This is a genomic window from Aeromonas sp. 30P, from assembly GCF_051919805.1.
Taxonomy (GTDB): domain Bacteria; phylum Pseudomonadota; class Gammaproteobacteria; order Enterobacterales; family Aeromonadaceae; genus Aeromonas; species Aeromonas veronii.
Window position 1 is genome coordinate 3,007,249 of the sequence record NZ_JBQBEA010000001.1, and the last position, 23,037, is coordinate 3,030,285.

The following is a 23,037-nucleotide window of genomic DNA, read 5'->3' on the forward strand; positions in this document are numbered from 1 at the left end:
GACCGGCTTTCATAAAGCGGAGCTGGCTCACATCAGGCTGGGGAAAACCCCCTTGATACCGGCCACCATGATCTCGATACCCAGCGACATCATGATAAGACCCATGATACGGGTCACCACGTTGATGCCGGTGTTGCCCATGATCTTGAACAGCAGCGGCGCGGCGCGGAAGATGAGCCAGGAGCAGAAAGAGAAGACCACGACAACCACTGACATGCCGAGCAACTGCTGCCAGTGGCTCTGGCTGGCATAGACAATCACCGAGGAGATAGCACCGGGACCTGCCATCAGCGGCAACGCCAGCGGTACCACGGCGATAGACTCGCGCACAGCCAGTTCACCCTTCTCCTGTTTGTTGTGCTTCACCTCGCCCAGCTTGCCCTGCAGCATCGACCAGGCAATCAGGGTAATCAGCGACCCACCGGCAATACGGAACGATGCCAGCGAGATGCCAAAGCCATCGAGGATCAGCTGCCCCATATACATGGAGACCAGCAGGATCACCATCACCGCGATATTGGCGGTGGTATTGGTTTTCATCCGCTCGGCCTGGGTATGGTGGCTGGTCAGGCTGACAAACACCGGCAACAAACCAAGCGGGTTGATAATTGCGAACAAACCGACAAAAAACTTCAGATACAACGAGACGTCAATTGCTGCCATAGGCGCCTTCCAATAGAGTTTCGGGCCCAGCGGGCCAGTCCATTAATTTCGTGCGTAAATTTACATCATAGCCAGAGCGGGCACCAATCAAATAATCTCACCATTTTGAGGGTTTTTTAGTTAGTTCATCTAATGCATCCGCGCTAACTGGCATAAACCGATGCCAAAAGCCCTTTCTACCGCCCGACACGCGCCAGAAAAGTGAGCGCAAGCCTGCTTAATCATGACCAGAGAGTCCGACGATGACTGACCGAATGACCAAGCGACTCGAGAGAATCCAAGCTTTGCCTTCCTACTATTTCAGGCCAGACATCACTTCATTGACTCGGCAATAGAGCCACAATGCAAAAACCGGGAAAGGGGGCAGAAATGGCCCCCTTGGGGAATAAAGCGGATTAGTCATGGATTAAAACAACAATCATTTTTGCAACAAACGCTGGAATAAAGTGCGTTTGTCGGTGATTTTGAAACCAATTCACTCATATTTGCTAACCTATACCGCCACAATAGCTCTGTAACACTATGGCTGAGTGCAATTAACCACTTGATAAATGTGGTTTATTGCACTGCATTAACAAGTCTCTCACCTTTCCCTTTGATGCACATTCCGATAACATCAGTCAAACAAGGATTGTGAAATAAAATTTCTTTTGTTCTTTTGTTACACATGATCCAGATCAAGTTTTTCTGAGTCAGCCCCGCTCTATAATCGACTCAGAAAGCGATTTAGTAAGGCATGTGAAAAAGCTGTTGCAACGATACCGTCTTGACAGGGCGACTATAATTGCCGGGCATTGCCAACGTCTTACTAAACAGTTTTCAAATAATCAGGAGATAAACATGGCAGTAACCAATTTGGCTGAACTGGATGCACTGGTCGCCCGCGTTAAGGAAGCCCAGCGTGAATTCGCCAGCTTCTCTCAAGAGCAGGTAGACAAGATCTTCCGTGCCGCCGCCCTGGCCGCCAACAACGCCCGTATCCCCTTGGCCCAGATGGCCGTGGAAGAGTCCGGTATGGGTATCATCGAAGACAAGGTTATCAAGAACCACTTCGCCTCCGAATACATCTACAACAAGTACAAAGACGAGAAGACCTGCGGCATTCTGAGCGAAGATGATCAGATGGGTACCATCACCATCGCCGAGCCGGTAGGTATCATCTGTGGTATCGTTCCGACCACCAACCCGACCTCCACTGCGATCTTCAAATCCATGATCGCGCTCAAGACCCGCAACGCCATCATCTTCTCCCCGCACCCCCGTGCCAAGAACTCCACCAATACCGCTGCCAAGCTGGTACTGGATGCAGCTGTTGCCGCTGGTGCACCGAAAGACATCATCGGCTGGATCGACCAACCGTCTGTTGAGCTCTCCAACGCCCTGATGAAGCACGAAGACATCAACCTGATCCTGGCCACCGGTGGCCCGGGCATGGTGAAAGCTGCCTACTCCTCCGGTAAGCCTGCTATCGGTGTGGGTGCCGGTAACGTACCTATCGTTATCGACGAAACCGCCGACGTGAAGCGTGCCGTTGCCTCCATCCTGATGTCCAAGACTTTCGATAACGGCGTGGTCTGTGCTTCCGAGCAGGCGGTCATCGTTGTTGATGCCATCTACGACCAGGTTAAAGAGCGCTTTGCATCCCACAAGGGCCACGTGCTCTCCAAAGAAGATGCTGACAAGGTACGTAAAGTCATCCTGATCAACGGTGCCCTAAACGCCAACATCGTTGGCCAGCCAGCCACCAAGATTGCCGAGATGGCAGGCGTGACTGTACCGGCTGATACCAAGATCCTGATCGGTGAAGGCGTCAAGCTGTGTGCAGAAGACGAGTTTGCTCACGAGAAATTGTCCCCGCTGCTCGGTATGTTCCGTGCTAGCAGCTTCGAAAACGCCGTTGATATGGCCTGTGACATGGTCAACATCGGTGGTATCGGCCACACCTCCGGTCTGTACACCGACCAGGACCGCAACGCTGACCGCATCAAGTACTTCGGCGACAAGATGAAGACCGCGCGTATCCTGATCAACACTCCGTCTACCCAAGGCGGTATCGGTGACCTGTACAACTTCGCAATGGCACCGTCCCTGACCCTGGGTTGCGGCTCCTGGAGCGGTAACTCCATCTCCGAAAACGTGGGTCCGAAGCACCTGATCAACAAGAAGACAGTCGCAAAACGGGCAGAAAACATGCTGTGGCACAAACTTCCGAAATCCATCTACTTCCGTCGTGGTTCCCTGCCGATCGCTCTGAGCGACCTGGAAGGTAAAAAGCGTGCCATGGTCGTGACTGACCGCTTCCTGTTCAACAACGGCTACGCCGATGAGCTGGTCAGCCTGCTGAAAGCACAGAATATGGAAGTGGAAGTGTTCTACGAAGTAGAAGCTGACCCGACCCTGGCTGTGGTTCGCAAGGGTGCCGAGATGGCCAACTCCTTCAAACCGGACGTTATCCTGGCGCTGGGCGGTGGTTCACCGATGGATGCGGCCAAGATCATGTGGGTGATGTACGAGCACCCGAACACTGCGTTCGAAGATCTGGCCATGCGCTTCATGGACATCCGCAAGCGTATCTACAAGTTCCCGAAAATGGGCGTGAAGGCCGAACTGGTCTGTATCACCACCACTTCCGGTACCGGCTCTGAAGTCACTCCGTTTGCGGTAGTAACCGATGAAGTGTCTGGTCAGAAGTATCCGCTGGCTGACTACGAGCTGACCCCGAACATGGCCATCGTTGATGCCAACCTGGTCATGGGTATGCCGAAGTCCCTGTGTGCCTTCGGTGGTATCGATGCCGTGACTCACGCCATGGAAGCCTATGTTTCCGTACTGGCTAACGAGTACTCCGACGGCCAGGCGCTGCAAGCCCTGAAAATGCTGAAAGAGTACCTGCCGTCCAGCTACCAGAACGGTGCCAACGACCCGATCGCTCGTGAGAAGGTGCACAATGCTGCCACCATCGCCGGTATCGCGTTCGCCAACGCCTTCCTGGGTGTGTGCCACTCCATGGCTCACAAACTGGGTGCCGAGTTCCACATTCCGCACGGTCTGGCTAACGCCCTGCTGATCAGCAACGTCATCCGCTACAACGCGAACGACAACCCGACCAAGCAGACTGCGTTCTCCCAGTACGACCGTCCGCAGGCTCGTCGTCGTTACGCCGAAGTCGCTGACCACCTGGGTCTGACTGCTGCCGGTGACCGCACCGCAGCCAAGATCGAGAAGCTGCTGACCTGGCTGGACGAGCTGAAGGCGACCCTGGGTATCCCGGCCTCTATCCGCGAAGCTGGCGTGACTGAAGCTGACTTCCTGGCCAAGGTTGACCAGCTGGCTATCGAAGCTTTCGATGACCAGTGCACCGGCGCCAACCCGCGCTACCCGCTGATCAGCGAGCTGAAGCAGGTTCTGCTGGACTCCTACTACGGTCGTCCGTTCACCGAAGCCGCTCCGGTAACTGCTGCCCCGGTTGAAGCCAAGGTTGAAGGCAAGAAGAAATCCAAGGCCTGATAACTAGTCCTGAGATAAAAAGCCCGCGCACTGCGCGGGCTTTTTTTTATCTGCCACTTATCGCAGCGATCCTCTCTCCAGCCGATTGCGGTAGTGCAGCCCCTAACGTCCCAACCAACCAACCAACCAACCAACCAACCAACCAACCAACCAACCAACCAACCAACCAACCAACCAACCAACCAACTCGCCCCAGCCAATCCGTTATCGACATCCCAACCTGTGACTCTGTATTGATGGACCACCTGTGATAACAAGAGCACGCTCCATCACCTCCTCTCTCCTACCCGCAACGCAACGCAACGCAACGCAACGCAATTACCCTGACGGGCAGATGTGAGCAGTCAACGCCATCTCAAGAGCTAAAGGTGTGATAAACAGGATAAGCGGAGCCTCGCTAACGCAATGCAGCAGAACTGCGACTGGCGTACGTGCAGGGCCAACCGACTGGCAGGGACAGAGCAATGATAATGCGCAGAGAAAGCGGGAAAGACTGTCAGGGAAGAGAATTGTTGCACCGGATGCTCAACTGACACATCAGCAGTTGCCACGATGCAAAGATAAAAAAATGGCAGCCATCAGGCTGCCATCGGGAGAGCACAATTCAGCGATCAGAGGGTCGCAGCGACTTCATCGGAGATGGAGCCGTTGTGATACACCTCTTGCACGTCGTCCAGATCTTCCAGCATGTCGATCAGACGCATCAGCTTGGGTGCAGTTTCTGCATCCAGCTCCGCTTCGGTGGAGGGGATCATGGTCACTTCGGCGCTCTGGGCCTTGAAGCCGGCAGCTTCCAGACCGTCCAGCACGGTACCGAAGTCGTTCGGGGTGGTGTACACCTCGATGGTGCCATCCTCTTCGGTCACCACGTCATCGGCGCCCGCTTCCAGCGCGGCATCCATCAGGGCATCTTCGTCTAGGCCCACGAAAGTCAGCAGACCTTTCTTGCTGAACAGATAGGCAACGGAGCCGTCGGTACCCAGGTTGCCACCGCACTTGCTGAAGGCGTGACGCACTTCGGCTACGGTACGGTTACGGTTGTCGGTCAGGCACTCTACCATCACGGCAGAGCCAGCCGGGCCGTAACCTTCGTACACGATGGTCTCGAGCTGTTCGCCATCGCCACCACCGGCGCCACGCTGAATGGCACGGTTGATGGTGTCGCGGGTCATGTTGTTGGTCAGGGCGGCAGTCACCGCAGCACGCAGACGCGGGTTGTTGGCCGGATCGGCATCACCCAGACGCGCGGAGGTAGTGATTTCGCGGATCAACTTGGTGAAGATCTTGCCACGCTTGGCGTCCTGAGCGGCCTTGCGGTGTTTGATGTTGGCCCATTTACTGTGACCTGCCATAGAGACTCTCCGTTATTTTTTAAATGTCAGTAACACTGATCATGACTAACCCAAGGGAAACACAGAGGCCGCACGGCGGCGGCCTCCGGTGCCGGTATCGGCTTACTCGTCGCCCTTGACGGTGGTTGCAATCGCCAGCTCACCCAGTTGGGCGGCATTGGCAAGGCTGGGGGCGTCTGTCATCAGACAGGCAGCCGCGGTCGTTTTCGGGAAGGCGATGACATCCCGAATGTTTTCGGTGCCGGTCAGCAGCATGCTGAGACGGTCCAGACCGAAGGCCAGACCGGCGTGCGGCGGGGTGCCGTACTTCAGGGCATCCAGCAGGAAGCCAAACTTCAGGCGTTGCTCGGCCGGGGTGATACCCAGGATATCGAACACGGTGGATTGCATCTCGCTGTTGTGGATACGGACAGAGCCGCCACCCACTTCGTAGCCGTTGATCACCATGTCGTAGGCGTTGGCGTAAGCACCCACAGGGTTGGCTTTCAGCTCGGCCGGGCTCATGTTGCTCGGCGCGGTGAACGGGTGGTGCATGGCGGCCAGACCACCTTCACCATCTTCCTCGAACATCGGGAAGTCGATGACCCACAGCGGTTTCCAGCTGTTCTCCAGCAGGCCCAGATCGCGACCCACTTTCAGACGCAGGGCACCCATGGCATCGCAGACCACTTTCTTGCTGTCAGCGCCAAAGAAGATGATGTCGCCGTCGGCAGCGCCGGTACGAGCCAGGATCTCGCGCACGATGGCGTCAGAGAGGAACTTGGCAACCGGAGACTGCACGCCTTCGATACCATTGGCCGCTTCGTTGACCTTCATCCAGGCCAGGCCCTTGGCACCGTAGATGCCGACAAACTTGGTGTATTCGTCGATCTGCTTGCGAGAGAGCTCGGCACCACCCGGGACTTTCAGGGCAGCCACACGGCCTTTCGGATCGTTGGCGGGGCCAGCGAACACGGCGAACTCGACAGCAGTCAGCAGATCAGCCACATCGACCAGCTCCATTGGCAGACGCAGGTCCGGCTTGTCGGAGCCGTAGCGACGCATGGCTTCGTCGAAGGTCATGATCGGGAAGTCGCCCAGATCCACGTTCAGGATGTGCAGCCACAGTTTGCGGATCATCTCTTCCATCACTTCACGCACCTGCGGCGCGGTCATGAAGGAGGTCTCCACGTCGATCTGGGTGAATTCCGGCTGGCGGTCGGCACGCAGGTCTTCGTCACGGAAGCACTTGACGATCTGGTAGTAGCGATCGAAGCCGGACATCATCAGCAACTGCTTGAACAGCTGGGGGGATTGCGGCAGAGCGTAGAACTTGCCCTTGTGCACGCGGCTCGGCACCAGATAGTCACGGGCACCTTCCGGGGTGGCCTTGGTCAGCATCGGGGTCTCGATATCGAGGAAGCCGTGCTCGTCCATGAAGCGGCGTACGAAGGCGCTGGCCTTGGCACGGGTCTTCAGGTACTTGGCCATCTCGGGACGACGCAGATCCAGGTAGCGATACTTGAGGCTGATCTCTTCGCTGTTGACCTGATTGAAGTCCAGCGGCAGCGGCTCGGCACGGTTGATGATGTTGAGTTCGTGGGCGAACACTTCGATGGCGCCAGTGGCCATGTCGCTGTTGCGCTGGGACTCGGGACGGGTGCGCACCACGCCGGTCACCTGGATGCAGAACTCGCCGCGCAGCTCGGAGGCCAGGGCGAACGCGTCCGGCTTGTCCGGATCGAAGAACACCTGAACGATCCCTTCCCGGTCGCGCATATCGATAAAGATCAGACCGCCGAGATCACGACGACGATGAACCCAACCGCACAATGTAATGGTCTGCCCTGCATGGGCCTCATTGACCTGTCCGCAATAGATAGAGCGCATGGACTTCTTCCTTCGAAATTGTAGAGAGACGGTTAACCTTGGGCCGCCGGGCACGACTGGCAAGCACCGTCTGTCTCACAGCTGGCCAGATTCTTTTTCTTACCCGGTTTGAAATCAGTCTCGTACCATCCGGTTCCCTTGAGCCGGAAGCCTGCCGCCGATATCAGCTTGACCAGATTCGGCTTGCTACAGGCCGGACAGTCGGTCAGGGGGGCATCGGAAAGCTTTTGCAGTTTTGCCAATTCATGGCCACAGACGTCGCAACGATATTCGTAGATAGGCATGGGTCACAAGAAATTGAAAAACAAAAGGGCTGGCATTATAGAGGAAAACCCCCTTTTGGGTAAAATGGCCAGCAGCCTCCTTTCGCCAGTTTTTTGCACTCGATGGCAAAAAGCGGGCAAAAAATCGGCACGAATGCACCAAGAGCGAAGAGAATAGCCATCATGAGCCTCTATTTGGGCCTGCCGCAGTGGTCCCACCCCAGCTGGCCCGGCCAGTTGCTGGGCCTTGGCGCCAAGCCTGCCGAACACCTTGCCCACTACGCCACCGTGTTCAATTCGGTGGAGGGCAATACCACCTTCTACGCCCTGCCGACCCCCGATACGGTACAGCGCTGGGCCGATGCGGTGCCCGATCACTTTCGTTTCAACTTCAAATTTCCGCAAACCATCAGCCACCAGAGCGATCTGGTGAGCGCAGACAAGCAAGTCGCCGACTTTATTCGCCTGCTCGCCCCGCTGCACGACAAGCTGGGGCTGCTCACCCTGCAGTTACCCGCCCGTTTCGGGCCACAGGGGCTGGCCAGACTGGCGGCCTTCATCGATCGGCTGCCGCGGGCGTTTCGCTACGCCATCGAAGTGCGTCACCCTGACTTCTTCGCCAAGGGGGAAGCCGAGCGGGCATTGAACCGGCTGCTGATGGAACAGGGTGTGAACCGGGTGATGCTCGACAGCCGGCCACTCTTCTCGGTGCCAGCAACCACGCCAGCCCTTGTCGATGCCCAGGGCAAGAAACCGCGCCTGCCGGTGCATCTGCTGGCCACCGCCAACGCCCCCATGGTGCGCTTTATCGGCCTGCCGGATCCGGCGGCCAATCACCCCTTCCTGCCCAGCTGGCTCCCCCACTGGCGCCAGTGGCTTTCCGAGGGCAAGGATCTCTACCTCTATATACATACTGCCGACAACGCCCAGGCACCTGAGCTGGCCCGCCAGATCACCCGCTTGCTGGAGCAGGAGATGGCCCCCTGGCCGGGGGAAAACGATCGCGCACGGCAGGGAGTGCTGCGCTTTTAGCCAACCCATTCTACGGCCATCGTTTCGCTGCAAAAAAAGTGCTTTTTTGTGGCGTGGCAAGCCCTGGCGTCAAGACAAACGGCCATCAATCCTCTACACTACCGCCCCAAGTAAGGGTCCGGAACATGGCCCGTACGAACAGGACAGGTCCAAAGGATTTCATGACCAGCCACCCCGTTCGTAAACAGGTGATAAATCTACTCTGATGGGTGTCACCCAACGACTCAATTGAACAATACAGCCGGGTGATGTCCCGACTGTCAGGTTGCGCCAGCATGCATACCAAAGATCAAATTTTTGCCGCCCCGATCGCCCGATTGGGAGACTTCTGTTTTGACGAACAGGTCGTCGACGTTTTTCCCGATATGATCCAGCGCTCGGTGCCGGGTTACAGTAACATCATCTCTGCCATCGGCATGATGGCCGCCCGCTACGCCCAACCCGAGAGCCGACTCTATGATCTCGGCTGCTCACTGGGCGCCGCGACCCAGGCGATGCGTCGCCATGTCAGCCAGCCCGGCTGCCGCATCACCGCGGTGGATCTCTCCCATCCGATGATTGAGCGCGCCCGCGCCCACCTCTCCGGTTTCAAATCCGAGGTGCCGGTGGAGCTGGTGGAAGCAGATATCTGCGACATCGAGATCGAGAACGCCTCCGTGGTGGTGCTCAACTTCACCCTGCAATTTGTCGAACCAGAGAAACGGGCCGCCCTGATCCAGCGCATTCACGATGGGCTGCGCCCAGGCGGGATCCTGATCCTGAGCGAAAAGTTCCGCTTCGAAGATGAACCGGTCAACGAGTTGCTCATCGATCTGCATCTCGACTTCAAGCGGGCCAATGGCTACAGCGAGCTGGAGATCAGCCAGAAACGCACCGCCCTTGAGAACGTGATGCGCACCGACAGCCTGCCGGTGCATCAGGCTCGCCTGCGGGACGCCGGTTTCGTCCATCAGGATCTCTGGTTCCAGTGCTTCAACTTCGGCTCCATGATTGCCATCAAATCCAGCGACGCCCAGCCATGATCGACTTTGCCAATTTCTATCAACTGATTGCCAAAAACCGGCTGAGCCACTGGCTGCATACCCTGCCCGCCCAGCTGCACGCCTGGCAACATGACAACCAGCATGGCGACCTGCCGCGCTGGAATCGCGCCCTCAACAAGCTGCCGGTGGTCTCCCCCGGCAACGTAGAGCTGAAAAGCCAGGTCGAGATTGGCTCGGCCGAGAGCCTTGGCGAAGGTGAACGCAAGAAGGTCGAGAGCCTGCTGCGCCACTTCATGCCCTGGCGCAAAGGGCCGTTCACCGTGCACGGCATCCATATCGATACCGAGTGGCGCTCTGACTGGAAGTGGGATCGGGTGCTGCCCCATATCAGCCCGCTCGAAGGCCGTTACGTGCTGGATGTGGGCTGCGGCAGCGGTTACCACCTCTGGCGCATGGTGGGTGAAGGGGCCAAGCTGGCGGTCGGCATAGACCCGAGTCCGCTGTTCCTCTGCCAGTTCGAGGCCATTCGCCACTTCGCAGGCAATGATCAGCGCGCCCACCTGCTGCCGCTCGGTATTCAGGAGCTGCCGGAGCTGCGTGCCTTTGACACCGTCTTCTCCATGGGGGTGCTCTATCACCGCAAATCCCCCATCGAGCACATCGAGCAGCTGCGCAATCAATTGAAAGATGATGGCGAGCTGGTGCTGGAGACGCTGGTGATTGATGGCGGGGTCAACGACGTGCTGATGCCCACTGACCGTTACGGCAAGATGCGCAACGTCTGGTTTATTCCCTCAAGCCGCGCCCTCAAGCTGTGGGTCGAGCGCTGCGGCTTCACCGACGTGCGGATAGTAGACGAGAATATGACCAGCACCGACGAACAGCGTCGTACCGACTGGATGATTAATGAATCCCTGAGTGACTATCTGGATCCAGACAATCCGGCACTCACGGTAGAAGGACACCCGGCGCCGAAACGTGCCGTACTGATTGCCCGCAAGGCCAAAGACTAGCCGATGGCGATTCAGGAAGTTACACTGACCCAATTCCAGGAAGCACAGTTAAATGAATGACATGAAAAGCAAATTAAAAGGAATGACCCTGCTCTCCCTGCTTAGTCTCGGCGGGTGTGTCAATATGGAAAAAGCGCCTCAGGTCCCTGCTCTGACGCTGGCCGAGCTTCGTAGCGAGCTGAGCCAGAGCGAGCAACGCCTGCAAACATCCATGGAACAGCAACAGAAGCAGTATGTGCAGCAACAGCACCTGCTGGTTCAGCTCAACACAGATGTCACCAATATGAAAGAGTCCGTCAAGCAAGTAGACCACAAGCTCGCCACCCTCCCCTCCGAGCCGCCCAAGCCGATGGCCATCCCCACCGAGAAGTGCCCGGCCCCCAATCAGGGTCACACCATCGATGGCAAGCTGATGGTCGGTGAAGCCGAGTGGATCTGGGTTGATGCGGCCAACGATGCCTTCCAGGCGCGGGTCGATACCGGTGCGACCACCTCCTCCATCAGTGCGCAGGAGATCACCATTTTCGAGCGCAACGGCAAAAACTGGGTGCGCTTCTTCCTGAGCCATCAGGAAGTGGACGACAAGATCCAGATCGAAGCGCCGCTGGTACGCCATGTACGGGTGCGTCAGGCCTCTGCCGACGATCTGGACCGCCGTCCGGTGGTGCGTCTGGCCGTGCGCATTGGCGACATGACCGAGAAAGCCGAATTTACCCTGAAAGACCGTAGCGACATGACCTTCCCTGTGCTGCTGGGTCGCGAATTTTTGAAAGACATCGCAGTGGTTGATGTGGCCCGCGAATATATCCAACCCAAACCCAAGCTCAAGGATGTGAAATAATCCATGGTTTCCCGTAAGCCGTTCTATTTGCTGGTAGCCCTGCTGTACATTGTCGGCCTGGGGATGACGATCTATCACCATATCGCGTTGGATGTGCCGCTGACGCCCGGTGAAAAGCGCCAGATCTGGTCCATCGAAGCCAAGCTGGAGTTTGAGGCGACCGGTGAGCCGGTGATCGCCTCCCTGGCCATTCCGGGCACCCAGCCCGGTTTCACCCTGATGAACGAGAACGCCGCCAGCCCGGGCTACGGCCTCTCCTTTGTTGAGAAAGATGGCGATGCCCGCGCCGAGTGGTCCATCCGCACCGCCTCTGGCCGTCAGGAGCTCTACTACCGCGTCGACATGATGGCGGATGCCCATGCCAAACCGGCCGCCAATCCGCAGCCGCCTGCCATCGAGAAGCAGATCGAGAGTGAGCCTTACGCCACCGCGATGAAGCAGATCCTCGAGCGGGCCCAGGAGCGCTCTGCCGACGGCTACACCCTGACTCGCGAGATCATCAAGGAGATCGAGAAGCAGGAGCAGAACGCCGAGCTGCTGAAAAAGCACAAGAGCCGCGCCAACCTGATCGCCGAACTGCTCAACAATGCTGACGTCCCCACCCGCGTGGTGCATGCCCTGAATCTGGAAGATGGCCGCCGTCGTCAGGAGCTGGTGGATTACCTGCAGGTATTCAACAGCCCGACCGACTACAAGCTGTTCAACCCGCAAACCGGTGAACAGGGTCGTCCGGCCAACCTGCTGCTGTGGGAATACAACTCCGGCGCCCTGCTGGACGTGACCGGTGGTCACAACTCCCGTGTCAGCTTCTCGATGATCGAGCAGGAGCAGCCAGTCAGCGTGGCACTGGCGCAGAAGTTCGAAAAATCAGAGATGATGAACTTCTCCATCCACAGCCTGCCGCTGGAAGAGCAGACCCTGTTCAAGGGCTTGCTGCTGATCCCGATCGGCGTGCTGATGGTGGTGTTCCTGCGGGTGCTGGTGGGGATCAAGACCTCAGGTACCTTTATGCCGGTGTTGATCGCGGTCGCCTTTATCCAGACCTCGCTGGTCACCGGTCTCATCGGCTTCCTGCTGATCGTCGGCACCGGTCTCATCATTCGCTCCTATCTGTCTCGGCTTAACCTGCTGCTGGTCGCCCGAATATCGGCCATCATCATCATGGTTATCTCGATGATCGGTATCTTCTCCGCGTTCGCCTTCAAGCTGGGGCTGACCGACGGCATGAAGATCACCTTCTTCCCGATGATCATCCTCTCCTGGACCATCGAACGGATGTCCATCCTGTGGGAAGAAGAGGGCCCGAAAGAGGTGTTCCGCCAGGGCGGCGGCTCTCTGCTGGTTGCCGTCATCGCCTATCTGGCCATGGATAACGAGCTTATTCGTCACCTCACCTTCAACTTCCTCGGCCTGCAGCTGGTGCTGATGGCGACCGTGCTGTTGATGGGTAACTACACCGGCTACAAGCTGAGCGAATTGAAGCGCTTCAAGCCGCTGGTGGACGAGATGAAATCTGGCGTCACCCCGGGTAAGGACAAGTAACCGATGTGGTTCTGGGAAAAATACACCACCCCGTGGAGCCTGTCCCAATCAGGCATCCTCGGCATGAACAAGCGCAACCACTCCTACATCAGCCGCTACAATCCGCGCAGCCTCTATCCGCTGGTGGATGACAAGCTGCAGACCAAGCAAATTGCGCTGGATGCAGGGGTCACCGTGCCTGAGCTGATCGGTACCATCCGTGCCCAGCACGATGTGGGTCGCATCACCGAGCTGGTAAAAGATTGGCCGGGCTTCTGCATCAAGCCGGCCCGTGGCTCGGGCGGCAAGGGGATCCTGGTGATCCTGCGTCAGGAAGATGGCCTCTTCTATAAACCCAACGGCAGCGCCTCCAACGGTCAGGATCTGGAGCGCCATGTCTCCAACATTCTGGCGGGGCTCTATTCGCTTGGCGGCAAGCCTGACGTGGCACTGGTCGAAGGCCTCATCAACTTTGATGATGTGTTCGACGGCTACTCTTTTGAAGGGGTACCCGATGCCCGGGTCATCATCTTCAAGGGGTTCCCGGTGATGGCGATGATGCGCCTCTCCACCGCCGCCTCCGACGGCAAGGCGAACCTGCACCAGGGCGCCGTGGGGGTGGGTCTGTGCCTGCGTACCGGTCGTGCCCTGCGGGCGGTGCAGTTTGGCAATCCGCTGCGTCACCACCCGGATACCGGCCTCGACCTCTATGAGCTCAAGGTGCCCCACTGGGATACCCTGCTCACCCTGGCCGCCTCCTGCTACGAGATGTCGGGTCTGGGCTATATCGGGACCGACATGGTGCTGGACAAGTTCCGCGGCCCCATGCTGCTGGAGCTCAATGCCCGTCCCGGCCTTGCCATCCAGATCGCCAACGGTCGCGGCCTGGTGCCCAATCTCAAGACCATCGAGAAACTGGGACAGGTTAAGATGAACGTGGAGCAGCGGGTCAATTTCGCCAAGGATCACTTCGGGATCTTTGAGGAATAGCGCCTCTGCTTGTGAACTGAGCGCGCCTGTGGCGCGCTTTTTTTATGGCTATTGTCTGTCGGCATATCCCCCCACCCAGCCATTCGGATCAGCACCTCATTTCGAAACGACGAGTACGCCAGCGAACGGCTGCTTGGAATAGCGATGGAGTGAGAAGAGTGTGACCGCAATGTCAGGGGATGGATAAATCTCAGGTATAAAAAAACCGGCGCCAAGACGCCGGTTCTTCAAGGAGAGTACGACCCGATTACAGGGAGTCAGCATTCTCGGACAGGTACTTGGCAACGCCGTCCGGAGAGGCTTGCATACCTTTTTTGCCTTTTTCCCACTGAGCCGGGCACACTTCGCCGTGCTCTTCGTGGAATTGCAGGGCATCGACCATACGCAGCATCTCGTCGATGTTGCGGCCCAGCGGCAGATCGTTGACAACCTGGTGACGAACGACACCGTTCTTGTCGATCAGGAATGAGCCACGGAACGCCACACCGGCTTCCGGATGCTCAACATCATAGGCTTTGCAGATTTCGTGTTTCACGTCGGCGATCAGCGGGTACTTGACCTGACCGATACCGCCATCTTCCACTTTGGTGTTGCGCCATGCATTGTGGGAGAACTGGGAATCGATGGAAACACCGATCACTTCCACGCCACGCTTCTGAAACTCTTCATAACGGTGATCGAAGGCAATCAGCTCGGACGGGCAGACGAAGGTGAAATCGAGCGGATAAAAGAAGACAACGGCAGCTTTGCCTTCGATGTGGGATGACAGGTTGAATGAATCAACGATCTCGCCATTACCCAGAACAGCTGCGGCGGTAAAATCGGGTGCGGGACGGCCTACCAATACCATATTCAATTCCTCTTTATGTGAAGTGAACAATCCGGTGAGGATTGGGCTACCTAGAGCCAAGTCCATCTAATTCAAGCGACAAACTATAGACCCGGTGGTAGATTAGTTAAATCAAATTAAATAGATAGCATTAATCGGGTTTTTCTATGCAACGTTGGCCCAGCCTCAAACAGCTGCAATATCTGGTCGCTCTCGATGAGCACAAGAACTTCAACCGCGCCGCCAAGGCCTGTCATGTCAGCCAGTCGACCCTGAGTACCGGGATCCAGACGCTGGAGGACATGATGAACCTGCAACTGGTGGAGCGGGACCACAAGAGCTTCATTATGACCCCGGTCGGCATGGAAATCGTCGAGCGCGCTCGCAATTTGCTCTCCGATGCGCGGGATCTCATGGAGCTCGGGCAACATCAAGGTGGCGTGATGCAGGGGACGGTACGTCTTGGCTGCATTCCCACCATCGCCCCCTTCCTGCTCAGCAAGCTGCTGAAAGAGTGCAGCAAAACCTATCCTGACCTCGAATTGTTGCTGCGTGAAGACACCACCAGCAATCTGCTCAAGCAGCTGGAACAGGGTCAGCTCGACTTGCTGATCCTCGCCCTGCCCATCGAGATCGGGGGATTTCACTGCAAGACCGTCGGTCAGGATCCGTTCCACATGGTGATGCCCGCCAGCATGGCGGCCGGCCTGCATACCCCGTTCGACTACAAGGAGCTGCCCAACCAGAGCATCTTCCTGCTGGAACGGGAGCACTGCCTCACCGAGCACGCAGTGAGCGCCTGTCGCCTGCGGGACAAGAGCAAGATCAACCCGTTCGCCGCCACCAGCCTGCACACCCTGGTACAGATGGTGGAAGCGGGTCTTGGCACCACCTTCCTGCCGCAGATGGCCATCGATGCCGGCATTCTTGCCAACTCCGATCTGGTGGCCATCCCGCTGCCAGGAGAGACCTCCTATCGCGAAATCGGGCTGGTCTGGCGCCCCAGCACCACCCGGGTACAGACCTTCTACAAGCTGGCCGAGCTGCTTAAACCGCTGATCAGCCACAACGAGTGACAACAAACGCCAGCCCTCGGGTTGGCGTTTTTCAGTTCCCCGCCACATTTTTCCTCTCGGAGACTAGGTCTGGAGCCAGATCCCTGTTTATGATGGAAAAGTTGTCGCGTGCCCTCCTGCCCCCAGAACGATTTGGCAGGATATGGCGCTCGATAAATGTCTCGTTTGGTAGACCCGTCCGTGGAGAGAGCCCGATGTATCGCAAGCTGCTGCTATCCCTGCTGACTCTGCTGCTGGCCGCCTGTTCCAGCACGCCGGAGCCGCCTCCGGCCCCCCGGCAGAGCAGTGCCTTTGATGGCTTCTACCAACAGTGGCGCGGTGTTCCCTACCGCATGGGCGGCGCCAGCCGCGCCGGGCTAGACTGCTCCGCCTTCACCCAGCTCGCCTACAGTCAGGTGCTGGGATTCAACCTGCCAAGAACCACCGAATCTCAGGCCAGCATTGGCAAACCGGTGGATCGCTACCGGCTGCAACACGGGGATCTGGTCTTCTTCAAAACCGGCTGGCAACAGTACCATGTGGGGGTCTACACAGGTGCCGGCGAGTTTATTCACGCCTCCACCAGCAAGGGAGTGATCCGCTCCCGCCTCGACAACGTCTACTGGAACAGTCGCTACTGGCAGGCACGTCGGGTGACCCAGTAACCGCTCAAACGCCTGCTTGCGGCACAAGTTGCGTGCCGATACTCTCCGTCAATCCCTGTCGCTATGTCGGGACACACAACCCGCGCTTATAACTCAATTGGCCCCAAAGCCTGCATATCACACCATTTTGTGATAAGGTGGTGGCCAATTTTTAACACTTTCGCCTTTTTCTCATACGCTCTCTGTCCTGATTGACAACAAGCGAGGCAATAACAAGCAGCGCGCGGCGAAAGTGGAGTGTGGCGCAACACTGCCGGACGGGTGGCCCACAGCTGCAGTATCAAGGGTTAAATAGATAAGGAGATCGTGCAATGAAACAGTATCAAAGCTGGCTGGGGCAATACCTGATGAGTCGCCGTGACGGTGACCACGCCATGGCATGCGAGATGGCGAGTTCCATCTGCGAGTTCTGGCAGCAGCAGGGAGATGAAAACGAACTGGACAAGTGGCAGCAGATTTACCAGAACCATCTGGAAAAGACCACCTGATCCCGACCGTTGCCTTGCTGCCAGCCACGGTTGGCAGCAAGGCAACTCGCGACCAACCACCATCAGCCAACCCCTCTCCCCCAATTTTCCCGCTACGTTAAACCGCAACCTTCATTCACTCGCGCTTTACCATCTTCATGTTGCTCTTGCGCACCGGCCTCGGTTCATTCCATCTCGGCCGCCATCCCCTGTGCCCAGTCGATAAAGGCCTGGATCTTGGGACTCGCCCGGTTGGGCAGGGTCGCCATGTAATAACGTTGCTCGCACTTGATCTCCAAGCCGGGGAAAGGGGCCACCAGCTCGTTGCGTGCCAGTCGCTTGCTCACCAGATTCTTGCGCCCCATGGCGATCCCGGCGTGATTCATGGCGGCGATGATGGCGAGATCCGAACGATCAAAACCCATGCTCAGCTGACATACCTCGAGGCTGACCCCGGCGTGGCGAGCCCAACTGCTCCACTCGTCGGTATCCGAGTCAAATCCCCATGCCTGCCGATCATGGAGCAAACGGCACAAGGACAAGTTGGCTGGATTGCCGACAAGCCCGTGCTGCTCGGCATATTCCGGGCTGCAGACCGGCAGCATGAACTCATCCATCAGCGGGTGGATGGCAAGCCGCTCCGGGCTCTTCTCATCGAAATAGAGGGTCAAATCGATGCCATAACCATGCAGGTTGATGTTCTCGTTACCGGTGATGATATTGAGCTCGATCTGCGGATGCAGGCGGGAGAAATCAGCCAACCTGGGCACCAGCCAGCACTGGGCGATGGAGGGACGCGAATAGATTGTCAGGGTACCGGAGAGCTCCTGATTCTTGATCTCCAGGATCTCCTGATTGATGAACTCCAGCGAAGATTTGAGCGCCCAGAACACCCGCTGCCCATCCGCCGTCAGTACCACCTTGCGGTGAAAACGCTCAAAGAGCTTGAACCCCAGCTCCTCTTCCAGCGCGCTGATCCGGTGACTCACGGCACTGGGGCTCAGCGACAGCTCATCAGCTGCCATGGCAAAGGATCCGTGGCGGGCGGCCGCCTCGAAGGTGTGCAGCTTGGCCAGCTGGTAGCCACTCAGCAGCTTGTTGCGCGATATGTAATTATCCCCGTTATACATTCATCCCCCTCTTCGCAATGGCCGCCGATGATACACCCACAGGCCACCTTCAGGATGAAACCAAAAGACCCAAAGAGTGTGATTTCGATAAATTGTGACCAATGTAGCGCCTTTGCATCACCTCAGCTCATCCAAGTGGCTGATTTCATCATTTGTCAGCCCCGCCTCATTTTCATTCAATAAGCGCATAAACAATCACACACAACAGATGTCGAGGCGCAGTATGAGTTCAGAGGTATGGGTCATCGCTACCTTGCTAAGTAGCATCGTTCTTATCGTGGTCACCATAGTGAAGGGCAAGGTGCATCCTTTCCTTGCCCTGCTGCTGGCAAGCTTCTATGTGGGCACCCTGATGGGGATGAACCCGGTCAACATGGTCAATGCCATGGAAGCGGGCATTGGTGGCACCCTCGGTTTTCTCGCCGCCGTCATCGGTCTTGGCACCATACTCGGCAAGATGATGGAGGTGTCAGGGGCTGCAGAGCGCATTGGCCTCGCCCTGCAGAGATGCCGCTGGCTTTCGCCTCAGGTCATCATGGTGCTGGTCGGTCTGGTGTGCGGCATCACCCTGTTTGTCGAAGTCGGGGTGGTGCTGCTGATCCCGCTCGCCTTCTCCATTGCCCGCAAGACCAGAACCTCGCTGCTCAAGCTGGCCATTCCGCTCTGCACCGCCCTGATGGCCGTGCACTGCATAGTGCCGCCCCACCCGGCAGCCCTCTACGTCACCAATCAGCTGGGGGCTGATGTCGGCTCGGTCATCGTCTATGGCCTCGCGGTCGGGCTGTTTGCCTCGCTGGTGGGCGGCCCGCTGTTCCTCAAGCTGCTGGGTAACCGGCTCCCGTTCAAGGAGGTGCCCGCTGCCTTTGCCGACATCAAGGCCCGCGATGAAGCAACTCTCCCGACTTTAGGCGCCTCGCTCTTTACCGTGCTGCTGCCCATCCTGCTGATGCTGGCCAAGACGGTCGCCGAGCTCAACATGGATCACGCCAGCCACCTCTACACCGTGCTGGAGTTTATCGGCAACCCCATCACCGCCATGTTTATCGCCGCCTTCACCGCCTACTACGTGCTGGGGATCCGCCAGCAGATGAAGATGGAGGTGCTGCTCAACAAGACCGAGGAGTGCTTCTCCTCCATCGCCAATATCCTGCTCATCATCGGGGCGGGTGGCGCCTTCAACGGGGTGCTCAAGGCAAGCGGCCTGGGCGATAGCCTGGCCATCATCCTCTCCCAGCTGGATATGCACCCGATTCTGCTGGCCTGGCTAGTGGCTATCGTGCTGCACGCCGCCGTGGGCTCCGCCACCGTCGCCATGATGGGCGCCACCGCTATCGTCTCCCCCATCATGGTGCACTACCCGGATATCAGCCCGGAGATCATGACCCTGGCCATCGGCTCCGGCGCCATTGGCTGCACCATGGTGACGATTCCCTGTTCTGGCTGGTCAAGCAGTATTGCGGCGCCACCCTGAACGAAACGCTCAAGTACTACACCACCGCCACCTTTGTTGCCTCCCTGATGGCGCTGGCCGGTACCTTCCTGCTCTCCTTTATCGTGTAACAAGACCGAGAACACTATGAAAAACATCGACGTCCAACAGCTCACAGCGCAATTTCCACTGGTGCAATCCCTGATCGCGCTTGAGCCAGTCACCTGGTTCAACCCCAACACCACCACTCTGGCTGCCGGTCTGCCCTATGTGGGGCTCGATAACAACAATGTGGCGGACGCTTCCGCTCGGCTGGCCCGCTTCGCCCCCTACATGTGCGAAGCCTTCCCCGAGACCCACGCCAGCAACGGTATTCTGGAGTCCGAGATCGCCGCCATTCCGGCGATGCAGGCCACGCTCAACCAGCGTTACGGCGTTGAAGTCACCGGCAGGCTGCTGCTGAAAAAAGACAGCCACCTGCCCATCTCAGGCTCCATCAAGGCGCGAGGCGGTATCTACGAGGTGCTGACTCACGCCGAACAGTTGGCGATCAAGGCTGGTCTGCTGCGGGAAGAGGATGACTACCGCAAACTGTTCAGCGACGAGTTTCGCCAGTTCTTCAGCCAGTACAGCATCGCAGTGGGCTCCACCGGCAACCTTGGCATGTCCATCGGCATCATGAGCGCCAAGCTCGGCTTTACCGTCACCGTCCACATGTCGGCCGATGCGCGGGAGTGGAAGAAGCGCAAGCTACGCGAACACGGCGTCATCGTGGTCGAATATGCCGAAGATTACGGGGTGGCGGTGGAACAGGGGCGCAAAGAGGCCGAGCGCGATCCCAACTGCTTCTTTATCGACGACGAGAACTCCCGCACCCTGTTCCTCGGCTACTCGGTGGCGGGCGAGCGGGTGAAAAAGCAGTTCGACCAGATGGGTATCAAGGTGGATGCCGACCACCCGCTGTTTGTCTACCTGCCCTGCGGCGTGGGTGGCGGCCCGGGCGGCGTGGCCTTTGGTCTCAAGCTGGCGTTCGGGGATAACGTCCACTGCTTCTTCGCCGAGCCCACTCACTCCCCCTGCATGTTGCTGGGGGTCCACACAGGATTGCACGATACCATTGCGGTGCAGGATCTGGGCATCGATAACCTCACCGCAGCCGACGGCCTCGCGGTAGGTCGCGCCTCCGGCTTCGTCGGCCGCGCCATGGAGCGGCTGCTGGCGGGCTTCTACACCCTGAGCGATCAGGAGATGTATGACCTGCTGGGACTGCTGGCGCGCGATGAGCAGATCACACTCGAGCCCTCCGCTCTGGCTGGTATGGCTGGCCCGTGGCGGGTGGCAGCCAATCCCGAGTGGCTCACCGTGCGCGGTTTCGATGCCGCAACCATGGCACAGGCCACCCATCTTGTGTGGGCCACCGGCGGTGGCATGGTGCCCGCCGAAGAGATGGCAAAGTACCTGGCCAGCGCCAAGATCTAGGCTTTTTTGCCACTTTTATCTGCAAATCAACCCGCCATCACGGCGGGTTTTCTGTTTTGGGAACAAGGGGATGGGGCAGTTCTGTCGCAATCCATGGCGACAATTTCCCCAAGTTGGTCAGTTTGTGCTAAAATGGCGCTCATTTTTTGACATCTCGCGTCACGTTCGCCGCCAGATGGCCCATCGGGCTCTCTGCCCGGGTCGTGAATTTGCACCATCATGCCTGATGATGTTCCCCCCAAGATGAGCCGACAGGCTCCCGTCAAGGTGGGCACCCTCAAGGGCACATGAGATAAGGAGATCGGGTAATGAAACAATATCAAAGCTGGCTGGGAGATTATCTGATGAGTCGACGTGACGGAGATCACGCGATGGCTTCGGAACTTGCCAACACCATCTGCGCCTTCTGGAAGGCCCAGGGTGATGAAGCAGAAACCAGCAAATGGCAGCAACGCTATCAGCAACACGTAGAGCAGGCGCAATAAGCCCCTTCACTCTTTCGCGATAAAAAAACCGGCGCACATGGCGCCGGTTTTGCGTTTCTGGCAAACAGCAGATTACATCTGGTCGATCATGTCCTGAGCAAACTGGGAGCAGGAGCGCAGGGTGGCCCCTTCCATCAGGCGCTCGAAGTCATAGGTGACGGTCTTGTTGCGGATCGCCGCTTCCATGCCCTTGATGATGAGATCGGCCGCTTCGACCCAACCCATGTGGCGCAGCATCATCTCGGCGGAGAGGATGAGGGAGCCCGGGTTAACCTTGTCCTGACCGGCATATTTCGGTGCAGTACCGTGGGTCGCTTCGAACAGGGCCACGCCGTCACCGATGTTGGCACCCGGCGCGATGCCGATACCGCCTACCTGAGCGGCCAGCGCGTCGGAGATGTAGTCGCCGTTGAGGTTCATACAGGCGATGACGTCATACTCGGCCGGGCGCAGCAGGATCTGCTGCAGGAAGGCGTCGGCGATGACATCCTTGATGACGATGGTCTTGCCGGTTTTCGGGTTCTTGAAGGAGCACCAGGGGCCGCCGTCGATCAGCTGGGCACCATACTCGTTCTGGGCCAGAGCATAGCCCCAATCCTTGAAGGCACCTTCGGTGAACTTCATGATGTTGCCCTTGTGCACCAGGGTCACGGAGTCGCGATCGTTGTCGATGGCATACTCGATGGCGGCACGCACCAGACGCTCGGTACCGGCTTTGGACATCGGCTTGATGCCGATCCCGCAGGACTCGGGGAAGCGAATTTTCTTCACGCCCATCTCGTTTTGCAGGAAGGCGATCACCTTGTTTGCTTCGGCGCTGTCGGCCTTCCACTCGATACCGGCGTAGATGTCTTCGGCGTTTTCGCGGAAGATCACCATGTCGGTCAGATCAGGACGTTTCACCGGGCTCGGGGTGCCGTCGTAGTAACGCACCGGACGCAGGCAGATGTAGAGATCCAGCTCCTGACGCAGGGCTACGTTGAGGGAGCGAATACCGCCACCGACCGGCGTGGTCAGCGGGCCCTTGATGGCCACGCAATATTCACGAATGAAATCCAGGGTTTCGGCCGGCAGCCAGGCACCTTCGCCATAGACATGAGTCGATTTCTCGCCGGTATAGATCTCCATCCAGGCGATCTTGCGCTCGCCCTTGTAGGCTTTCTCGACCGCAGCATTCACCACATTCAACATGGCCGGGGTTACGTCAACACCGATGCCATCCCCTTCAATAAACGGAATGATCGGATGGTTGGGAACCTGCAGCTTGCCGTTGGCATCGACTGTGATTTTCTGACCCTGGGTCGGGATTACTACTTTGCTTTCCATCGGCATCTCCTAACTTCCGTTTGTTATCAACTTGTTTGTTGCGCGCGGCCATCTTAGCCCATTCATTTTCATAATAAAACGACAAGAAAGCATGTCAGACCAAAGAGGTAGCCACCCGCCAGTGCGCCGTCACCACGC

General features: G+C 57.8%; 19 protein-coding genes and 1 pseudogene. 13 read left to right on the forward strand and 7 right to left on the reverse strand.

The features are described from left to right. Positions 1-27 precede the first annotated feature (27 nt). Entirely contained in the window at positions 28-663 is a 636-nt protein-coding gene (locus ACTG2B_RS13920; protein WP_005337678.1) for a YchE family NAAT transporter, read from the reverse strand. A gap of 840 nt (positions 664-1,503) precedes the next feature. On the opposite strand from ACTG2B_RS13920, the gene adhE reads away from it, so the two are divergent. Then, positions 1,504-4,170 carry a bifunctional acetaldehyde-CoA/alcohol dehydrogenase gene (gene adhE, locus ACTG2B_RS13925; RefSeq protein ID WP_019446648.1) on the forward strand — a complete coding sequence of 889 codons (2,667 nt, stop codon included), beginning with the start codon at positions 1,504-1,506 and terminating at the stop codon, positions 4,168-4,170. Between the two features lie 611 nt (positions 4,171-4,781). Here the strand turns inward: adhE and ACTG2B_RS13930 are convergent. From ACTG2B_RS13930 to ACTG2B_RS13940, 3 genes are all read right to left on the reverse strand, one after another. Further along, complete coding sequence (locus ACTG2B_RS13930) at positions 4,782-5,522, reverse strand: YebC/PmpR family DNA-binding transcriptional regulator (RefSeq protein WP_439996122.1); 741 nt, start codon at positions 5,520-5,522, stop codon at positions 4,782-4,784. 102 nt (positions 5,523-5,624) lie between these two features. Further along, positions 5,625-7,391, reverse strand: coding sequence for an aspartate--tRNA ligase (aspS, locus tag ACTG2B_RS13935; protein WP_005337684.1), 1,767 nt, complete (start codon positions 7,389-7,391; stop codon positions 5,625-5,627). A gap of 32 nt (positions 7,392-7,423) precedes the next feature. Further along, on the reverse strand, positions 7,424-7,675 hold the full coding sequence (locus ACTG2B_RS13940; protein ID WP_005337686.1) for an FmdB family zinc ribbon protein: 252 nt from the start codon (positions 7,673-7,675) through the stop codon (positions 7,424-7,426). Positions 7,676-7,837: 162 nt separating this feature from the next. Between ACTG2B_RS13940 and ACTG2B_RS13945 the strand changes: the two genes are divergently transcribed. The 6 genes from ACTG2B_RS13945 to ACTG2B_RS13970 all read left to right on the forward strand — a co-directional run bounded on the left by ACTG2B_RS13945 (position 7,838) and on the right by ACTG2B_RS13970 (position 14,034). Then, on the forward strand, positions 7,838-8,686 hold the full coding sequence (locus tag ACTG2B_RS13945; protein WP_320545934.1) for a DUF72 domain-containing protein: 849 nt from the start codon (positions 7,838-7,840) through the stop codon (positions 8,684-8,686). 275 nt (positions 8,687-8,961) lie between these two features. Continuing rightward, the gene (gene cmoA / locus ACTG2B_RS13950; RefSeq protein WP_005353159.1) at positions 8,962-9,708 is read left to right on the forward strand and encodes a carboxy-S-adenosyl-L-methionine synthase CmoA; all 747 of its coding nucleotides are present in this window, start codon (positions 8,962-8,964) and stop codon (positions 9,706-9,708) included. Then, positions 9,705-10,682, forward strand: coding sequence for a tRNA 5-methoxyuridine(34)/uridine 5-oxyacetic acid(34) synthase CmoB (gene cmoB / locus ACTG2B_RS13955; RefSeq protein ID WP_320545933.1), 978 nt, complete (start codon positions 9,705-9,707; stop codon positions 10,680-10,682). Before cmoA ends, cmoB begins: the two co-directional genes overlap by 4 nt. A 52-nt stretch (positions 10,683-10,734) precedes the next feature. Next, positions 10,735-11,523: an ATP-dependent zinc protease family protein gene (locus ACTG2B_RS13960; RefSeq protein ID WP_005337698.1), complete on the forward strand. Its 789-nt coding sequence runs from the start codon at positions 10,735-10,737 to the stop codon at positions 11,521-11,523. 3 nt (positions 11,524-11,526) lie between these two features. Further along, complete coding sequence (locus tag ACTG2B_RS13965) at positions 11,527-13,065, forward strand: inactive transglutaminase family protein (RefSeq protein ID WP_005337699.1); 1,539 nt, start codon at positions 11,527-11,529, stop codon at positions 13,063-13,065. A gap of 3 nt (positions 13,066-13,068) precedes the next feature. Continuing rightward, positions 13,069-14,034 (forward strand): alpha-L-glutamate ligase-like protein, encoded by a 966-nt coding sequence (locus ACTG2B_RS13970; RefSeq protein WP_005337700.1) that lies wholly within the window; start codon positions 13,069-13,071, stop codon positions 14,032-14,034. Positions 14,035-14,281: 247 nt separating this feature from the next. Here the strand turns inward: ACTG2B_RS13970 and ACTG2B_RS13975 are convergent, their stop codons facing one another. After that, entirely contained in the window at positions 14,282-14,884 is a 603-nt protein-coding gene (locus tag ACTG2B_RS13975) for a peroxiredoxin C (RefSeq protein WP_439996125.1), read from the reverse strand. A gap of 146 nt (positions 14,885-15,030) precedes the next feature. Between ACTG2B_RS13975 and ACTG2B_RS13980 the strand changes: the two genes are divergently transcribed. The 3 genes from ACTG2B_RS13980 to ACTG2B_RS13990 all read left to right on the forward strand — a co-directional run bounded on the left by ACTG2B_RS13980 (position 15,031) and on the right by ACTG2B_RS13990 (position 17,071). Next, complete coding sequence (locus tag ACTG2B_RS13980; protein ID WP_005337702.1) at positions 15,031-15,939, forward strand: hydrogen peroxide-inducible genes activator; 909 nt, start codon at positions 15,031-15,033, stop codon at positions 15,937-15,939. Between the two features lie 194 nt (positions 15,940-16,133). Beyond that, complete coding sequence (locus ACTG2B_RS13985; protein ID WP_005337703.1) at positions 16,134-16,583, forward strand: C40 family peptidase; 450 nt, start codon at positions 16,134-16,136, stop codon at positions 16,581-16,583. 311 nt (positions 16,584-16,894) lie between these two features. Then, entirely contained in the window at positions 16,895-17,071 is a 177-nt protein-coding gene (locus ACTG2B_RS13990; RefSeq protein ID WP_005337704.1) for a hypothetical protein, read from the forward strand. Positions 17,072-17,235: 164 nt separating this feature from the next. Here ACTG2B_RS13990 and dsdC read toward each other — a convergent pair whose 3' ends face one another. Beyond that, positions 17,236-18,180 carry a DNA-binding transcriptional regulator DsdC gene (dsdC, locus tag ACTG2B_RS13995; protein ID WP_439996127.1) on the reverse strand — a complete coding sequence of 315 codons (945 nt, stop codon included), beginning with the start codon at positions 18,178-18,180 and terminating at the stop codon, positions 17,236-17,238. A 223-nt stretch (positions 18,181-18,403) separates the two neighbouring features. Here dsdC and dsdX point away from each other — a divergent pair. From dsdX to ACTG2B_RS14010, 3 genes and pseudogenes are all read left to right on the forward strand, one after another. Next, positions 18,404-19,740: pseudogene (dsdX, locus tag ACTG2B_RS14000) on the forward strand (D-serine transporter DsdX). Between the two features lie 16 nt (positions 19,741-19,756). After that, positions 19,757-21,088, forward strand: a complete 1,332-nt coding sequence (locus tag ACTG2B_RS14005; RefSeq protein ID WP_439996132.1) for a D-serine ammonia-lyase — start codon at positions 19,757-19,759, stop codon at positions 21,086-21,088. Between the two features lie 308 nt (positions 21,089-21,396). Then, positions 21,397-21,573, forward strand: a complete 177-nt coding sequence (locus ACTG2B_RS14010) for a hypothetical protein (protein ID WP_005337712.1) — start codon at positions 21,397-21,399, stop codon at positions 21,571-21,573. A gap of 72 nt (positions 21,574-21,645) precedes the next feature. Here the strand turns inward: ACTG2B_RS14010 and icd are convergent, their stop codons facing one another. Continuing rightward, entirely contained in the window at positions 21,646-22,899 is a 1,254-nt protein-coding gene (gene icd, locus ACTG2B_RS14015; RefSeq protein ID WP_005347179.1) for an NADP-dependent isocitrate dehydrogenase, read from the reverse strand. Positions 22,900-23,037: the final 138 nt, after the last annotated feature.

Bases quoted from the DNA above. Each gene is read 5' to 3' on its own strand.
- ACTG2B_RS13990 (WP_005337704.1), top strand. From the start codon at position 16,895: ATGAAACAGTATCAAAGCTGGCTGGGGCAATACCTGATGAGTCGCCGT.
- icd (WP_005347179.1), bottom strand. From the start codon at position 22,899: ATGGAAAGCAAAGTAGTAATCCCGACCCAGGGTCAGAAAATCACAGTC.
- ACTG2B_RS13930 (WP_439996122.1), bottom strand. From the start codon at position 5,522: ATGGCAGGTCACAGTAAATGGGCCAACATCAAACACCGCAAGGCCGCT.
- adhE (WP_019446648.1), top strand. From the start codon at position 1,504: ATGGCAGTAACCAATTTGGCTGAACTGGATGCACTGGTCGCCCGCGTT.
- ACTG2B_RS14010 (WP_005337712.1), top strand. From the start codon at position 21,397: ATGAAACAATATCAAAGCTGGCTGGGAGATTATCTGATGAGTCGACGT.
- dsdC (WP_439996127.1), bottom strand. From the start codon at position 18,180: ATGTATAACGGGGATAATTACATATCGCGCAACAAGCTGCTGAGTGGC.
- ACTG2B_RS13965 (WP_005337699.1), top strand. From the start codon at position 11,527: ATGGTTTCCCGTAAGCCGTTCTATTTGCTGGTAGCCCTGCTGTACATT.
- cmoB (WP_320545933.1), top strand. From the start codon at position 9,705: ATGATCGACTTTGCCAATTTCTATCAACTGATTGCCAAAAACCGGCTG.
- ACTG2B_RS13945 (WP_320545934.1), top strand. From the start codon at position 7,838: ATGAGCCTCTATTTGGGCCTGCCGCAGTGGTCCCACCCCAGCTGGCCC.
- aspS (WP_005337684.1), bottom strand. From the start codon at position 7,391: ATGCGCTCTATCTATTGCGGACAGGTCAATGAGGCCCATGCAGGGCAG.
- cmoA (WP_005353159.1), top strand. From the start codon at position 8,962: ATGCATACCAAAGATCAAATTTTTGCCGCCCCGATCGCCCGATTGGGA.
- ACTG2B_RS13975 (WP_439996125.1), bottom strand. From the start codon at position 14,884: ATGGTATTGGTAGGCCGTCCCGCACCCGATTTTACCGCCGCAGCTGTT.
- ACTG2B_RS13920 (WP_005337678.1), bottom strand. From the start codon at position 663: ATGGCAGCAATTGACGTCTCGTTGTATCTGAAGTTTTTTGTCGGTTTG.
- ACTG2B_RS13980 (WP_005337702.1), top strand. From the start codon at position 15,031: ATGCAACGTTGGCCCAGCCTCAAACAGCTGCAATATCTGGTCGCTCTC.
- ACTG2B_RS14005 (WP_439996132.1), top strand. From the start codon at position 19,757: ATGAAAAACATCGACGTCCAACAGCTCACAGCGCAATTTCCACTGGTG.
- ACTG2B_RS13940 (WP_005337686.1), bottom strand. From the start codon at position 7,675: ATGCCTATCTACGAATATCGTTGCGACGTCTGTGGCCATGAATTGGCA.
- ACTG2B_RS13970 (WP_005337700.1), top strand. From the start codon at position 13,069: ATGTGGTTCTGGGAAAAATACACCACCCCGTGGAGCCTGTCCCAATCA.
- ACTG2B_RS13985 (WP_005337703.1), top strand. From the start codon at position 16,134: ATGTATCGCAAGCTGCTGCTATCCCTGCTGACTCTGCTGCTGGCCGCC.
- ACTG2B_RS13960 (WP_005337698.1), top strand. From the start codon at position 10,735: ATGAATGACATGAAAAGCAAATTAAAAGGAATGACCCTGCTCTCCCTG.